The 14,905-nt window shown below is 40.3% G+C and carries 13 protein-coding genes and 1 pseudogene; 9 read left to right on the top strand and 5 right to left on the bottom strand.

Features of this window, described 5'->3' with window-relative positions:
• The first annotated feature begins 2 nt into the window (after nucleotides 1–2).
• The 3 genes from ACM0OY_RS20910 (at nucleotide 3) to ACM0OY_RS20900 (ending at nucleotide 3,584) form a co-directional block, all read left to right on the top strand.
• Nucleotides 3–380, top strand: coding sequence for a hypothetical protein (locus ACM0OY_RS20910; protein ID WP_414570768.1), 378 nt, complete (start codon nucleotides 3–5; stop codon nucleotides 378–380).
• Between the two features lie 290 nt (nucleotides 381–670).
• A complete protein-coding gene (locus ACM0OY_RS20905; protein ID WP_414570767.1) occupies nucleotides 671–2,083 on the top strand; it encodes a hypothetical protein in 1,413 nt (470 codons plus the stop codon).
• Between the two features lie 307 nt (nucleotides 2,084–2,390).
• Nucleotides 2,391–3,584: a Coenzyme F420 hydrogenase/dehydrogenase, beta subunit C-terminal domain gene (locus ACM0OY_RS20900; RefSeq protein WP_414570766.1), complete on the top strand. Its 1,194-nt coding sequence runs from the start codon at nucleotides 2,391–2,393 to the stop codon at nucleotides 3,582–3,584.
• A gap of 60 nt (nucleotides 3,585–3,644) precedes the next feature.
• Here ACM0OY_RS20900 and ACM0OY_RS20895 read toward each other — a convergent pair whose 3' ends face one another.
• The 5 genes and pseudogenes from ACM0OY_RS20895 to ACM0OY_RS20875 form a co-directional block, all read right to left on the bottom strand.
• On the bottom strand, nucleotides 3,645–3,998 hold the full coding sequence (locus ACM0OY_RS20895) for a hypothetical protein (protein ID WP_414570765.1): 354 nt from the start codon (nucleotides 3,996–3,998) through the stop codon (nucleotides 3,645–3,647).
• Nucleotides 3,998–4,333: a DUF5674 family protein gene (locus ACM0OY_RS20890; protein ID WP_414570764.1), complete on the bottom strand. Its 336-nt coding sequence runs from the start codon at nucleotides 4,331–4,333 to the stop codon at nucleotides 3,998–4,000. Before ACM0OY_RS20890 ends, ACM0OY_RS20895 begins: the two co-directional genes overlap by 1 nt.
• A 121-nt stretch (nucleotides 4,334–4,454) precedes the next feature.
• Nucleotides 4,455–4,733: a hypothetical protein gene (locus ACM0OY_RS20885; protein ID WP_414570763.1), complete on the bottom strand. Its 279-nt coding sequence runs from the start codon at nucleotides 4,731–4,733 to the stop codon at nucleotides 4,455–4,457.
• A 30-nt stretch (nucleotides 4,734–4,763) separates the two neighbouring features.
• Nucleotides 4,764–5,390, bottom strand: a pseudogene (locus tag ACM0OY_RS20880) (type I restriction endonuclease).
• Between the two features lie 45 nt (nucleotides 5,391–5,435).
• On the bottom strand, nucleotides 5,436–6,668 hold the full coding sequence (locus ACM0OY_RS20875; RefSeq protein ID WP_414570762.1) for an aminotransferase class I/II-fold pyridoxal phosphate-dependent enzyme: 1,233 nt from the start codon (nucleotides 6,666–6,668) through the stop codon (nucleotides 5,436–5,438).
• 85 nt (nucleotides 6,669–6,753) lie between these two features.
• Here ACM0OY_RS20875 and ACM0OY_RS20870 point away from each other — a divergent pair, with 85 nt between their 5' ends.
• The 6 genes from ACM0OY_RS20870 to ACM0OY_RS20845 all read left to right on the top strand — a co-directional run bounded on the left by ACM0OY_RS20870 (nucleotide 6,754) and on the right by ACM0OY_RS20845 (nucleotide 13,697).
• Nucleotides 6,754–7,572 carry an acyl-CoA desaturase gene (locus tag ACM0OY_RS20870; protein WP_414570761.1) on the top strand — a complete coding sequence of 273 codons (819 nt, stop codon included), beginning with the start codon at nucleotides 6,754–6,756 and terminating at the stop codon, nucleotides 7,570–7,572.
• Nucleotides 7,573–7,802: 230 nt separating this feature from the next.
• Entirely contained in the window at nucleotides 7,803–8,855 is a 1,053-nt protein-coding gene (locus ACM0OY_RS20865; protein ID WP_414570760.1) for a fatty acid desaturase, read from the top strand.
• A gap of 309 nt (nucleotides 8,856–9,164) precedes the next feature.
• The gene (locus tag ACM0OY_RS20860) at nucleotides 9,165–10,244 is read left to right on the top strand and encodes a fatty acid desaturase (RefSeq protein ID WP_414570759.1); all 1,080 of its coding nucleotides are present in this window, start codon (nucleotides 9,165–9,167) and stop codon (nucleotides 10,242–10,244) included.
• Between the two features lie 598 nt (nucleotides 10,245–10,842).
• On the top strand, nucleotides 10,843–11,538 hold the full coding sequence (locus ACM0OY_RS20855; protein ID WP_414570758.1) for an NYN domain-containing protein: 696 nt from the start codon (nucleotides 10,843–10,845) through the stop codon (nucleotides 11,536–11,538).
• Nucleotides 11,539–11,892: 354 nt separating this feature from the next.
• Nucleotides 11,893–12,603 carry a response regulator transcription factor gene (locus tag ACM0OY_RS20850; protein ID WP_414570757.1) on the top strand — a complete coding sequence of 237 codons (711 nt, stop codon included), beginning with the start codon at nucleotides 11,893–11,895 and terminating at the stop codon, nucleotides 12,601–12,603.
• A gap of 5 nt (nucleotides 12,604–12,608) precedes the next feature.
• Nucleotides 12,609–13,697 carry a sensor histidine kinase gene (locus ACM0OY_RS20845; RefSeq protein WP_414570756.1) on the top strand — a complete coding sequence of 363 codons (1,089 nt, stop codon included), beginning with the start codon at nucleotides 12,609–12,611 and terminating at the stop codon, nucleotides 13,695–13,697.
• Nucleotides 13,698–14,905: the final 1,208 nt, after the last annotated feature.

Raw genomic sequence — 14,905 nt, 5'->3', positions numbered from 1 at the left:
AAATGTCTATTTATAAAAATAGCGTCAAAGCTTTTAATCAATTGCTTGACTCTAAATCAAAATTGGTTTCGATTCCAGACTGGGAGGAATTAGACAAACTATCTAGTCAGCTACCAGAAGACGATGAAGAAATCTCAGAAATTCTAGAAAATTGGTTGCAACCAGAATCCCGCAGTCAACTGCTAGAAGCTTACAAGCAAAATCTAAAATCGCTCAGTGCTGCATCTCCTCTTAATGTAGATAGAAACATCGGAATATCTAATAGTAAATCCCAGACTCCAGCCAATCAACCTAGCGAATCATCAAAGGAACTTACAGAAAATGCTATAAAAAGGAACTCTCCTTTATCTGACAATAAAAAACCACAACCAAAACCATGAAAAATTTTAGTAGCTTCGCTTAGAGGTTGTTTGAAAAGTAGTATGTTGTGATTTTAATCGAATTATTACCCCCCTTAATCCCCCCTTATAAAGGGGGGAAAAAGAGATCCAGTTCCCTCCCCTTTATAAGGGGAGGGTTAGGGTGGGGTAATTCGATAACTTGTGTGTACACCGTAGCTTTATAAGGGGAGGGTTAGGGTGTGGTAAAAAAAATTTATACATCAATCATGACTTTTCAAACATCCTCTTAACCCAAACTACAATTTACAATAAAAATATTAGCCAAAATCGTGAAGAATTTCAGCCTCAGCCTCTATGCGTTTCATCTTTGCCACACCTTTACCGATCTTCCCGGTGAAGTTGCGGCAAATGCTAATCTCTTGTGGGAAAATTTGGTAAAAGTAGGTGAAACTTCCCTAACTTTTGTTGGCTTGAAAGATTTACGCTCAAAATTAATTTGTTATCAAAATAATATATACGACCCGAAGCGCGAACAAGGAAGAAAAACAGAATGGTTAACTGATGCAGGAATTTTAGATTTAGGTAGTCTCCCCACAACAGAAGGTTTTAAAATTAATGCCAATCTTCAGCCTTTCTTGCTTAACGATACCTACGCCGTTGATTTAACTCTCTTTGCAGAATCATCAAATATTTCGATAGATATACCACAACTGCAACATTTTAAACCAACTTCTCTACTCCCATCTAATATTCAAGCATCTTTAGGACAAACATTATGGATTTATGGAGAAGTAGATCCAAGTGAAAACTGTGATGTACTAGCTGAAAAATTAGCCATAGCTTTAGTAGCCGGCACAAATTTAAATCCTGTAACAACACAAAAAGGAGAACTATTTGGTAGTCTTTTATTTGAATACCAAGCACTTGACCCAAATGAACCAGATAACCCCGCCAAACAATGTCATATTTTAATACTTATTAATAATAGCCAAGCTGCAACAGGAACGCTTGCAGAATCAGCCTATAACTGGTTGCTAAATTTACTTTGTAGCTACCACAAAATACTTTATATTTATCAACTAGCACGTCAACGCTACAGAGAAGCGAGAACAATTTATAGCGAACTAGAAAATAAAATCCAAGAATTTAACAGTTTGGTATCTGAAAATCAAATACAATTATCAGGCTTAAAAAACCTAATGGCAAAAATCCCCAAAAAAAGCTTTGATTACGCTAGATGTTTGCAAGATTTACAAACGCACCACACAGCAATCATTACTAATATTAATAATTACAAAATTTGTTTAGAAAAAATTCAAAATATTAATAACGGGAATAGTCCTCAATTCTGGCAAGATTTTATTAACAAAGACTGTAAGAAATGGCAAGAACAAATCCAAACAGACATTAACTATCTAATTCCAGGTCAAGAATTATTTGTACAGTTAGTTGATACAATTCGCGGTATAGTAGAAACAGAACAAACTGAGAGCGATCGCTCCTTAGAAAACAAAATCCAAATATTAGGAATCGGCTTTGGCGGTGGTGCAATTATCTCCGGCGTCATCGTTCAACACATTGACAAAATCCCAATACCCCTGACATCTCCCAAAAACCCACCTAATCCCTTTTACGCATCTTTAATATTAAGCGTTTTAGCTACATTATTTTTTATTGGCATAGGTTGGCTGATAACTAAGCGCCAATATTATCCTAGAAAGGAAAACAATAATAAAAATTAGCGATTTATTGTCAACCCTCCTGCGGTACTCTTAGAGGTTGTTTGAAAAGTGCTTGGCTGTGATTTTAATCGAATTTTTACCCCCCTTAATCCCCCCTTATAAAGGGGGGAAACAAAAAAATCTAGTTCCCTCCCCTTGACAAGGGGAGGGTTAGGGTGGGGTAAAAAATATTTGATACATCAATCATGACTTTTCAAACATCCTCTAAGAAACGTCCATCTTCTTCTTGTTCAATCTCTGTCGTCAAGTTCATAGCCAGTAAAGGTATTGTAATAAAAGCGATTCCAGGATAAAACAAAAAATTTATATGACCTCAGTCTCTCCTCACAAAAAAGCTAAAGCCTTAAAACCTACTAGCCGTCGCCCTGCTAAAGAACTTTGTAGCGAGTGCGGACTGTGCGATACATACTATATTCATTATGTCAAGGAAGCCTGCGCTTTTCTTAATCAGCAAATAGGCGAACTTGAAGAACAAGCGCATAGGCGATCGCGCGATCTCGATAATCCCGATGAGCTATACTTTGGTGTTCATCAAGAGATGATGGCGGCACGAAAACAGCAACCAATCGCAGGCGCACAATGGACAGGGATTGTCAGCAGTATTGCCATTGAAATGCTTAATCGCGGCTTAGTTGAAGGCGTTGTCTGCGTACAAAATACCAAAGAAGACCGCTTTCAACCGATGCCCATCATCGCCCGCACCCCAGAAGAAATACTTGCGGCAAGAGTAAACAAACCAACACTTTCACCTAATCTTTCTGTGTTGGAGCAAATAGAAAAATCGGGGATGAAGCGGCTATTAGTAATTGGTGTTGGTTGCCAAATTCAGGCATTACGAGCTGTAGAAAAACAACTTGGTTTGGAAAAGTTGTATGTTTTGGGTACGCCTTGTGTAGATAATGTTAACCGCGCTGGATTGCAAAAATTCTTAGAAACTACTAGCCGATCGCCACAGACAGTTGTACATTACGAATTCATGCAAGACTTTCGGGTTCACTTCAAACATGAAGATGGCTCAACAGAAACCGTGCCTTTCTTTGGCTTGAAGACTAATAAACTCAAAGATGTCTTTGCCCCATCTTGTATGAGTTGCTTTGATTACGTCAACTCTCTGGCAGATTTAGTTGTCGGCTATATGGGCGCACCCTTCGGCTGGCAGTGGATTGTAGTTAGAAATGACACTGGTAAGGAAATGCTGGATTTGGTAAAAGACCAGTTAAATACGCAGCCAGTGATGTCCAAAGGGAATCGTAAGGAAGCTGTACAGCAAAGCATTCCCGCCTACGATAAAGGAGTGACTCTGCCGATGTGGGCTGCAAAACTGATGGGTGTGGTGATTGAGAAAATCGGCCCTAAGGGTTTGGAGTATGCGCGGTTTTCCATTGATTCACACTTTACTCGGAATTATTTGTATGTGAAGCGGAATCATCCGGAGAAGTTAGAGGAGCATGTTCCAGAATATGCTAAGCGTATTGTTGGGCAGTATGAGTTGCCGGAGTAATTTCACCGAATTTCAGATTTAAAATTTTGGATTTTGGATTGAAGATTCAAGATCCAAAATTTAAAACGGACTCATAGATTCAGAAGTCAGCAAACCTGACATCTCCAATACTCGCTGTGACCAAGTAGACGCAACAGATGCAATATCTGTAATTTCCATTGATTTGTCCCAAAAATCAATCCAATTTTGTAATAAGTCTTGGAGTTGATTTAATTCAACATTATTCATTTCAGTTTCTTGTTGTATCAAAGACAAGTACAACAAACTTTCTGACAACAATACCGGAACTAATTCACGGCTAGCATTCTTTTCTGACCAAGAGTTGAGGCGTGCCAAACTAGCTGCCAATTCTCCCAGTTGTTGCTCATAGGATTGGCATAAAAAACTTGCTTCAATTGCACTCCAGTTAGGCATTACAATCCTCCTAGCAATCGCTTGGTAATCAGGCTAACTTGTTCTCGAATTTGGGTAGACTGTATTATCATACTACGGTTATTCTGGCTTGGGCGGATGTTAATGATTGACTCAAACACGATTTCCTGAGTGAAAGGAGACCAATCCGCACCCCAAATATCCCGTTGTCTGCTCCCATCTTTTAACAACTCTTGTTCGCATTCATAGTGCCGAACGCCTCCACCTGCAAGAATCTTGCGTTCAATGTCCACTGCTATTTTAATGAATACATCCCAAGTTTTCGCCATTTCCTCTATTTCTTCACGGCTAGCAGGGTCACGGATTATTAAAATCAATTGAATTTAGTCCCAAGTAACAATTAACAAGATTATTTTATACATTCATTAGACCGAAAAGTTCTGCGATGCTTACGGCAGGCTACGCCTACGCCAAAAAATAGTAGTATCTGATACCGTATCAATCGTAACTGCTGGCTTGACGGCTAAACATCAGGTGATACTGTCCGCCTAGTGCCATGAGTTCGTCGTGGGTGCCTACCTCGATGATTTGACCGTGTTCTAGTACTACTATTCGGTCTGCTAGTTTTGCTAAGGCGAGGCGATGGCTGACTATAACGGCGATTCTGCCTTTTGCCAGGGTGCGAAAAATGTTGTAAATTTCATGTTTTGTTTTCGGGTCAAGATTCGCTGTTGGTTCGTCAAGTATGAGGAGTTCGGTTTGGGAGAGTCGCAGCAAAGCACGATCGCTCGCCAGCCTTAGCCATTGCTAACTCAGAACAATTAATTGACCAATCTTTTTCAATACACTTAGTACCTGTTGGAATTCTGCATCGCGTTCAATTGATAATGCATAAGAACGAGCATATTTTGGCTTTTCTTGCTGAACTAGTTTGACAAAAACAAACTCTCTACCGTTAACAAGTAAGCCAAAAGTTGGTTGTTCAATATTAGGAGTATCAAGCATATAAGCAAGTGCTTGGGGTAATGCGGTTATCACATCAAATTTAGTGCTTTTAGATTCAATAACGAGTATCCACAATCTTTTGTTCAGGACTAAAACATCAATATTTCCTTTAACGAGAACGCCTTCATCTACAGCAGAAATTTCAGTTGAAGTTTCTGTTTCAATCTCGAAAGGAGGTTGATAAAAACCAGCTAGATCGAGCAGTGGAGACAGCACTATCATCTTCACCGCTTCTTCTGACATTGGACGGCGTTTAGTTAAGTTTAAATAGTTACTTTTTACTCGTTCTAGAGAAAATTTTTAGACTTCATTTAGTGACGGCAAATTCTCTGTACATTCTGTGAAAAACTCATCATTTTTCACTAATTGCAAACCAAATTTTTCTTCTAGTTCGTAAAGACTGATATCCCGCGCTTGTATTGTTTGCATCCTAATTTTTAGGAAAAATATAAATACACAAGTATTATATAATCCTCACTCAGCCCTCCCCACTGCATCGATCGCCGCCTCCAATGCGATCGCCACATGAGTCCAATGCGTCCCCCCTTGGCAATAAACCACATACGGCTCGCGCAAAGGCCCATCTGCCGATAATTCCAAAGTACTCCCCTCAATAAACGTCCCCCCAGCCATCACTACCTGGCTCTCATACCCCGGTATTTCATCTGGAATGGGGTCTAAGTAGGAACCGATGGGAGAATACTGTTGTATGGCTTTACAGAAAGCAATTAGCTTTTTGGCAGAACCCAGCTTAATTGCCTGAATCACATCTCCACGTGGCGCTAGTGGTGGCGGATTCACTGGGTAACCGAGTTTATCAAATACATAGCCAGTTAAGTATGTTCCTTTCATCGCCTCTCCCACCATCTGCGGTGCGAGAAATAACCCTTGAAACAACAAACGATTTTGGTCAAAAGTAGCACCACCATAACTACCAATACCGGGAGCAGTCAGGCGACAGGCGGCGGCTTCCACCAAGTCGGCGCGACCGGCGACATAACCACCAGCAACGACAATGGTGCCACCAGGATTTTTAATCAATGACCCCGCCATTAAATCAGCACCTACGGCTGTGGGTTCCTTGGTTTCGATAAATTCGCCGTAACAGTTATCTACAAAACAAATTGTGTTGGGGTTTTGCTGTTTAACTATATGGATGATTTTTTCAATATCGGCAATTGATAAACTCGGTCGCCAAGAATAGCCACAAGAGCGCTGAATTGTGACTAAACGAGTTTTGTCAAGCACTGCATGGCTTAAAGCTTCCCAATCCACCCCTCCTTCTGGGGTTAGCTCTAATTGGCGGTATTTTATGCCAAACTCTATAAGGGAACCTTGACCTTGACCCCGTAAACCAATGACTTCTTCCAGCGTATCGTAAGGAGAACCAACTACTGATAACATCTCATCTCCAGGACGGAGTACCCCAAACAAAGCACAAGCGATCGCATGAGTTCCTGAAACAAATTGCACTCGCACTGCTGCTGCTTCGGAACCCATAACTTCGGCAAAAACTTTATCTAAAGTTTCTCGTCCTAAATCATCATGACCATAACCACTTACACCAGCAAAGTGGTGAGCACCAACACGGTGATTACGAAAGGCATCCAGCACTCGTTTTAGATTATGCTTGACCTGAGTGTCAATACCAGAAAAAATTTCTAACAGTGCGTATTCTGCTTGCCGCAGCTGTTCCAAGCTGTTCATTAGTTCCTCGTTCACAAAAAATTATAAGTATGCGGATTTTCAGATCGCGCAAATTCGGCCGAACAATTCCAATTCAGGTTACTGCATGACAATTGCTACTTCAACTAAACCTCAAATCAACTGGGTTAATACCCTGTTTTTCATTGGTCTGCACATCGGTGCGCTGTTTGCCTTTGTTCCTGGTAACTTTAGCTGGACGGCAGTTGGCGTGGGTTTGTTGCTTTACTGGGTAAGTGGTGGTTTAGGTATTACTCTGGGATTTCATCGCCTTGTTACCCACCGCAGTTTTCAAACTCCCAAATGGCTAGAGTATGTCCTGGTTTTCTTCGGGACGCTCGCCTGTCAAGGAGGACCAATCGAGTGGGTAGGGACACATCGTATCCATCATTTGCACTCAGATACTGAGTCAGATCCCCATGATTCTAATAGAGGCTTCTGGTGGAGCCACATGGGTTGGCTGATTCATTTTTGTCCCTCTCACGATCAGGTTCCTCGTTTCACCAAAGACATAGCCGAAGACCCAGTTTATCAGTTTTTAGAAAAATATTTCATTTTGCTTCAGATTGCTCTGGGTGTATTGCTTTTGCTTCTGGGTGGCTGGCCATTTGTTCTGTGGGGCATTTTTGTCCGCATTGTCTGGGTTTACCACTGCACTTGGTTGGTAAATAGCGCTACTCATAAATTTGGCTATCAAAGCCATGATTCTGGCGATCGCTCAACTAACTGCTGGTGGGTAGCCGTACTAGTTTTCGGTGAAGGCTGGCATAATAATCACCATGCTTTTCAATATTCAGCTCGTCACGGGCTGGAATGGTGGGAAATTGATTTAACTTGGATGACAATTCAATTGCTGCAAGCAGTTGGTCTGGCTACTAATGTGAAGTTGGCTCCAACAAAGCAGTAAATTATTTGTCCTTTGTCATTAGTTGTTGTTCTTTACCCAATGACTAATGACAAAGAGATTTCTATGCAACCAAGTATCATGCGCTAATTCTAAAATCCCCTTTAAAAATTATTTACGGGTGCGCTTGTATAGGTTAGGTTGCTATAATCCGAGACGCTAATATTAAGCAACTTTGCGGCAAGTTATTTTTTGATGACTTGGTGGAGGAGTTTGTTGTATTTCAGGTGTTCATGACTACATCAATAATTAACAGCCAAAAATTAAGCGACGAGTCTGGGAATTCCGACATCAGGCTCAAAGATATTGTCAAAACGCTGCCACGGGAATGTTTTATCCAAAGCCGTCGCAAGGCTTGGGCACAAGTAATACTCAGTGTCTTGGCAGTTGCTTTGGGCTATTACAGCCTGACTATCACACCTTGGTTTCTTTTGCCCCTAGCTTGGGTTTTTACGGGTACTGCTTTAACAGGTTTTTTTGTAATTGCTCATGATTGTGGCCACAGATCATTTGCCAAACGTCGTTGGGTAAATGATTTGGTGGGGCACTTTTTCTTGATGCCGCTAATTTATCCTTTTCACAGTTGGCGGATTAAGCATAATTATCATCATACTCACACCAACAAGCTGGATGAGGACAACGCTTGGCATCCAATCAGACCGGAAGTGTTTGAAGGTTGGGATAAAACCCGACAGTCTGCTTTTGAGTTGTTCATTCGTAAACGCTTCTGGTGGGTGGGTTCCATTGGACATTGGGCAGTTGTGCATTTTGATTGGCGGAATTTCAAAACCAAAGACCAATCGAGCATCAAGCTTTCTGTAGCTGTGGTAGTATTATTTGCTGCGATCGCTTTCCCGGCTCTGATAGCCACTACAGGTATTTGGGGATTTGTCAAGTTTTGGCTAGTGCCCTGGTTGGTCTACCACTTTTGGATGAGTACTTTTACCATCGTTCACCACACTGCCTCAGACGTTCCTTTTGTGGCAGCAAACAAGTGGAATGAGGCTCTAGCTCAGCTATTTGGGACTGTTCATTGCGATTATCCTCGCTGGGTAGAAATCCTCTGCCACGATATTAATGTTCATGTCCCTCATCATATTTCCACCGCTATTCCTTCTTATAATTTGCGGCTAGCTTATAGCAGCATCAAAGAAAATTGGGCGTCTTATCTGCACGATGAATGTCAGTTTTCTTGGTCTTTAATGAAGCAGATTACAGACGAATGTCAACTGTACACAACTGATGTCGGCTATAAGACTTTCAAGGAATATTACGCAGAACGATAAACAGCATTGCCAACTTTTTCAAGCTGCTGAAGCCAACCAGAGCATTTATCATCGTGTGTGTTGAAATAAAATCTGGCAATTTTTGACTTACCAAAATTGTTAGGTAAATTGCCAGAAGTTTTCCTCTTGGATGTTACGAAAGTTAGTATCTTGGGCATACTAGTCAAGAAGTAAAAATTAAAAGGTAAAAAGCAAAAATAAGTCTTAACTTCATGTTTGTTTTGCCTTTTTATTTTTGACCTTTGCCTTGTTTGCTAAGATTATCTTGGCTCAAATAAAGTTCCGATTTATCTTCAACAAAAGAATCTAGTGCAATCAAATATCATCACGCTCAACGATCCTCAGAATCGTGAATTATCTGGGGAAACTACCAAACTGCCTTTTACTCTTCAGGATTTGAAAGCTGCGATCCCTGCTGAATGCTTTCAGCCCAATGTGACAAAATCCCTTTTTTACTTCTTTCGCGACATCCTGATTATTGGTTTGCTTTACGCAGTTGCTTACTACCTGGATTCTTGGTTTTTCTTTCCGATTTTTTGGTTAATGCAAGGAACAATGTTTTGGGCTTTGTTTGTAGTCGGACATGACTGCGGACACCAATCTTTTTCTAAGCATAAATGGCTGAATGATTTGATTGGACATCTTTCTCACACACCGATACTTGTTCCTTATCATGGTTGGCGAATCAGCCATAGAACCCACCACAAAAATACCGGTCATATCGATAATGATGAAAGCTGGTATCCTGTAAGCGAATCACAGTATCAGGAAATGCCATTAGTACAAAAAATAGGCCGATATTATGTTTTTCTATTGGCTTATCCTGTGTATTTATTTAAGCGTTCTCCCAATAAAGAAGGCTCTCACTTTTTACCCAGCAGCTCGCTGTTTAAACCATCAGAAAAATCGGATGTCATTACTAGTACTGTTCTTTTGATTGGGATGGTAGGTTTGCTCGGCTTCCTTACCTATCTATGGGGTTGGATGTGGTTGCTGAAGTATTACGCTGCACCTTACATTGTCTTCGTAATTTGGCTTGATTTAGTGACATTCTTGCATCACACTGAACCAGATATTCCCTGGTATCGTGGAGAAGATTGGACTTTTTTAAAAGGTGCGATTTCCAGTATTGACCGTGATTATGGTTTGATTAATCATATCCATCATGATATTGGTACTCATGTTGCTCACCATATATTCCTTAACATTCCTCACTACAATTTGCTGAAGGCGACTGAGGCCATAAAACCAGTAATGGGTGAGTATTTCCGCAAATCAGACGAACCAATTTGGAAATCATTATGGAATTCCTGTGTGAACTGCCATTTTGTACCCGATACTGGAAGTCAGGTTTACTACACATCCAACAACAAGTTAGCTAAACGCTAAGCTTTAAATTTGCGACTTCTTTAAGAAGTCGCAAATCTTGTATTCTCAGTTGTGAATCCGATCAATGATTACTCTGTCATTAAAATGAATTTTTATAAAATGTGCATTAAATATTAGCCAAATAGCTTAATATAACTTCTCTTTTGCACGCGATCGCATACTACATTATTAATGCTGCAAACTCTGTTAGAATTTGAGCGTCTTAGCTTAGGGTAAATCTCATTGAAGAAATATTCAAAAACCTTCCTGGCTGTAAGGTCATTAAAATACAGAGGTAAAATAAAAATAGACCGATAACACCCAAGCATCTCAGATTCAAGCTTCTACCATCGCAGGAATATCTTTTTCTTCCAACTCTTGCAGTTGTAGTGGCTAAAGACTAGCATATCTTACGTTTAGAGATGATATCTGGTTAAATCAACTCTAACAGCGCTGAAAAACTTTTGCTTAAAGTATTTTAGACTCTATTTAGGATGAGTTAAGTTTATTTGCATCTAGTGACTTCAGTTAATTTCCTGCTAGGGTTATAAATCAGCACAGACTATACTATAGACAATTTAGCTAAAACCCTTTTCAGATTTAAAATTCAGAGGTATCAATGATTATAACTAATTTTAGCAAACAAAGAAATGAATTAAATGAATCTAAAGTACTCAAAGCTAAACCACATTGGCAAGGGCAAAACTTGAGCGATACTGCTATCAAAGGTAAAGATACCAAGATGCGAGATACTGCACCTGATACTTCCATTTTAAATACCTTGAATCGCGGTCGAGTTGCCATTTTTATTGATGGCTTAAGCCTATTTCATACAGCTTTACAACTCGGCATAGAAATTGACTACGTTAAATTGCTTTGTCATTTAACCAATGGTTCGAGACTCTTACGTGCTTTTTTCTATACTGGGGTTGATATCGCCAATGAGAAGCAGCAGGGTTTCCTACTATGGATGCGTCGTAATGGCTATCGTGTAGTGGCAAAAGATCTCGTTGTATCGCCAGATAATTTTAAAAAATCAAATCTGAACGTAGAAATTGCTGTAGACATGATCACTTTAGCTCCTTACTATGATACAGCAGTATTAGTCAGCGGCGATGGAGATCTAGCTTATGCTGTGAATGCTGTCAGCAGAATGGGGGTTAGAGTGGAAGTCGTTAGTCTACAAACAACCACTAGCGAAAGCTTAATTGATGTTGCCGACTGTTTTATTGATCTAGATAGTATCAAAGCACACATTCAAAAAGACTCTAATCTTGGCTATAGTTACCGAACTCCAACAAATTCAAACCTTTAGCTGAGAGGGAGGGGTGAGTGGGGAGATCAAGGAGATGAGAGAGCAGGGGGAGTTTTAGGTGTAATCTTTCCCCTGTGCCTCTCTGCCTTTTCCCATACCCAATGCCCAATACTTCGACTTCCTTCTCTACGAGAGGCTGCGCCAACGGCTTCTCTACGAGACGCACTCGCGTTCGCTCAGGACAGGTCGCTCAGTACAAGTGCTCCATACTTCGGCTCCCTTCTCCACCAGAGGCTGCGCCAACGGCTATGCTCAGGGCAAGTTGCTCAACGCAAGCCGCTCAGTACAAGTGCCCCATGCCCTATTTTCCCGCGTCTTCTTAAATCTGCGTATTTTATTCGGCGTTAATTTTAGATGGATATTTTAATAGTTGAAGATGAACCAGAAATTGCTCATTTAATCCAACTATCTTTAGAAAAAGAAGGATTTTTCTGCCGTATTAGCCGTGATGGGATGAATGCTTTACGGATGTTTCAGGAGCAACCACCCGATTTAATCATTCTAGATTTAATGATTCCTGCTTTGGATGGGCTGGAAGTTTGTGCCAGAATTCGCCAGAAACCAGGCGCAAAAGATCCTTATATTTTGATGCTCACCGCTAAAGGCGAGGAAATCGATCGCGTGATTGGTTTATCTACTGGTGCTGATGATTACATGGTTAAACCCTTTAGCCCCAGAGAGTTAGTAGCCAGGGTACGGGCCCTATTGCGGCGTAGTCTGCGTCAAGGAGGACAACATCAAGTCAATCGTACCCAACACTTTATAGTAGACGTAGACCAGCGCACTGCTAGTCGGCAGATAAATTCCCAGCAACCTGAAATTCTCGACTTAACTACCCTAGAATTTAATTTGCTAACGACCTTTGTCAGCAATCCTGGTCGAGTTTGGAACCGCACGCAACTAATTGATAAACTTTGGGGAGATAACTTTTTTGGTGATGAACGCGTAGTGGATACTCATGTAGCTCGGTTGCGAAAAAAGATTGAGCCTGACCCAGCAAATCCCACTTTTATTAAAACTGTTGTTGGGGTTGGCTATAAATTTGAAGACTCGCCGACGGCGTAAATGTTATGAAGATGGGGCTGAGAGGACGACTATTTTTTTCTCACTTGGTAGTAATGGTAGTGGGGGTAGCTAGTCTAGTTATTATCAGCAAAGTTTCTTCTCCCCGATTCTTTGTCTTGCATTTGGAGCGACTAGAAAATCAGGGGTTTGATTTAATCGATATTCGTACTGAATTGGTAACAGGATTTGAAATTGCTTGGCAGCGAAGCACTATTTGGTCTGTTTTAGTTGGCAGCACTGCCGCTGGAGGATTGAGTTACTGGGTATCCAGAAGAATTATGCAGCGGTTGACTGAGATGGAACAAATCACCCAAAAATTTGCTGCTGGTCAGATGGATGCACGATTACCAGTGTATGACATTCCAGAACTGAATAGATTAGGTGCTAGTTTCAACCGGATGGCAGCCAGTTTAGAAGGGGTGGAAGTGCGGCGAAGAGAAGTGATTGGAGACATGACCCATGAACTACGGACACCCTTAACAGTTGTGCGCGGTTATTTAGAAGAACTGGCTGATGGAGAAATTGAAGCGTCTCCAGAAATTTATCGACGTTTAGCTAAAGAAACTAGGCGCTTAGAGCGGTTGGTGAATGATTTACAAGAACTGTCGAAGGCAGAAGCTGGTTATCTGCCAATTAATATACAACGGGTAAATCTGCGTCCGTTGTTAGAGTCATTAGTAGAGAAATTTACTGACCAACTGTTAGAAGATGGGCCAATTCTGAATTTGGAATGTCCGTCTGTGCTGCCTCCTGTATTGGCAGATATCGATCGCACAGAACAAGTGTTGGTTAATCTGCTCGGTAATGCAGTGCGTTATACCAACGAAGGTTCAATTACTATTCGTGCTGAGATTGAAGGAGCTAAACTGTGGATCGCAGTTATAGATACAGGTATTGGTATCGCCCCAGAAAATTTACCCCACGTGTTTGAGCGCTTCTGGCGAGCCGATCAATCACGCGATCGCCATTCCGGAGGTACTGGTATTGGTTTAACGATTTCCCATCGTTTGATTGAACTACAAAGCGGTCAGATTCAGGTAGAAAGCAAATTAGGAATTGGCAGTACGTTTCGTTTTTTTCTGCCTTTGGCTTAAGTCAATAAATTTTGGATTTTGGATTTTGGATTGGCCGTTGAAATACAAGAAATTGACATCAGCTAGTCACGGCTATGTCATACCGAATTGCTAATTTGAAAGTATTCAAAATCTTGATTTTTTGACGGGCGTCAAGATTTGGAATTTGTATCTAAATATAACGTTTATTTGGCATTTTGGATTTATGCCTAACTTTGTTCTGGCAGCTTTTTTGGTTAGTTTACTCACCGTATCTGGTTACGCTGCGATCGCCTACCTGTTCCCTCAAAATCGTTCTCCAGACTGAGCAAGTACCAATATATTGGTATTTTGGATTTTTGATGCAACTAGTCGTGATTCAAAAGATGTGTGTGCTAGGGGAAAATGTATGAGCGATCGCCACATCTTGTTTCAAATACTTTCACTGAATTAAATGTATTAATTATAACAAATTATTATTTATTAAACCTCTTAATTACTACATAATCTAGAATCGATAAAAGTCTGACTGACTCCTGAGAAAAGTATGTTATAACATTGTACGGATGATGTTTGGTGAATCTCATATAACTCAAGGAGTACACAGAGTGAATCAGATAGAATTAAGTTTAACTATTGCTTACCTGTTAATGACATGCTATTTTTTGACCAATTGGTTAATATTTTCCCTACGTCATCCCACTTCTACTCCAGAAGATAAATTTTTGTCCTTTGTGATGTTTTTGACAACAACTATCTTTTGGCCTTTGATGATTTTCATGTCTTGTTTAGAAATGTTTAAAAATCAAAAAATAGATATTAATAAAGTAATTCCTATGATTTTAACAATATTTATCTTTAGTATTTCTTATTATCTGACTTATCTTTATGAACGTGGATTTTGCCCTGATTTGCTATGCTATTACGCCTCTTAATTAGCTTAATTTAAATCTTTAGGACAAAAAAAGCGCAAGGAAGATAGGCAGGAAGTAGGGGATAGTAAATAGGGAATCAACCTTTTAAATTTGAGGCCGATTTTTTTCAAAAATCAAATATGAATTCTATAGATTTACTCTGAAATTTAGTATTATATTTCAATTTTGAAAACAATTTCTGTAAAACATTTTTCTTAGGTAATGCTGTAGGTCAATCCAAGATCATTGAGATATAAAGAGAAGTCCGACCCTCGGACTTCTCTTTATCAAATGCTACCTAACTTTAGTTGCTAGGCAGTCTGTTTTTCAATTTGG

Source organism: Nostoc sp. CCY 9925 (genome assembly GCF_963920935.1).
Lineage (GTDB): Bacteria > Cyanobacteriota > Cyanobacteriia > Cyanobacteriales > Nostocaceae > Nostoc.
This window is presented reverse-complemented; position numbering and strand designations above follow the sequence as displayed.

What these genes read in the sequence shown, in the direction of transcription:
- ACM0OY_RS20910 (WP_414570768.1), top strand. Translation starts at nt 3, where the DNA reads ATGTCTATTTATAAAAATAGCGTCAAAGCTTTTAATCAATTGCTTGAC.
- ACM0OY_RS20900 (WP_414570766.1), top strand. Translation starts at nt 2,391, where the DNA reads ATGACCTCAGTCTCTCCTCACAAAAAAGCTAAAGCCTTAAAACCTACT.
- ACM0OY_RS20895 (WP_414570765.1), bottom strand. Translation starts at nt 3,998, where the DNA reads ATGCCTAACTGGAGTGCAATTGAAGCAAGTTTTTTATGCCAATCCTAT.
- ACM0OY_RS20875 (WP_414570762.1), bottom strand. Translation starts at nt 6,668, where the DNA reads ATGAACAGCTTGGAACAGCTGCGGCAAGCAGAATACGCACTGTTAGAA.
- ACM0OY_RS20870 (WP_414570761.1), top strand. Translation starts at nt 6,754, where the DNA reads ATGACAATTGCTACTTCAACTAAACCTCAAATCAACTGGGTTAATACC.
- ACM0OY_RS20865 (WP_414570760.1), top strand. Translation starts at nt 7,803, where the DNA reads ATGACTACATCAATAATTAACAGCCAAAAATTAAGCGACGAGTCTGGG.
- ACM0OY_RS20855 (WP_414570758.1), top strand. Translation starts at nt 10,843, where the DNA reads ATGATTATAACTAATTTTAGCAAACAAAGAAATGAATTAAATGAATCT.
- ACM0OY_RS20850 (WP_414570757.1), top strand. Translation starts at nt 11,893, where the DNA reads ATGGATATTTTAATAGTTGAAGATGAACCAGAAATTGCTCATTTAATC.
- ACM0OY_RS20845 (WP_414570756.1), top strand. Translation starts at nt 12,609, where the DNA reads ATGAAGATGGGGCTGAGAGGACGACTATTTTTTTCTCACTTGGTAGTA.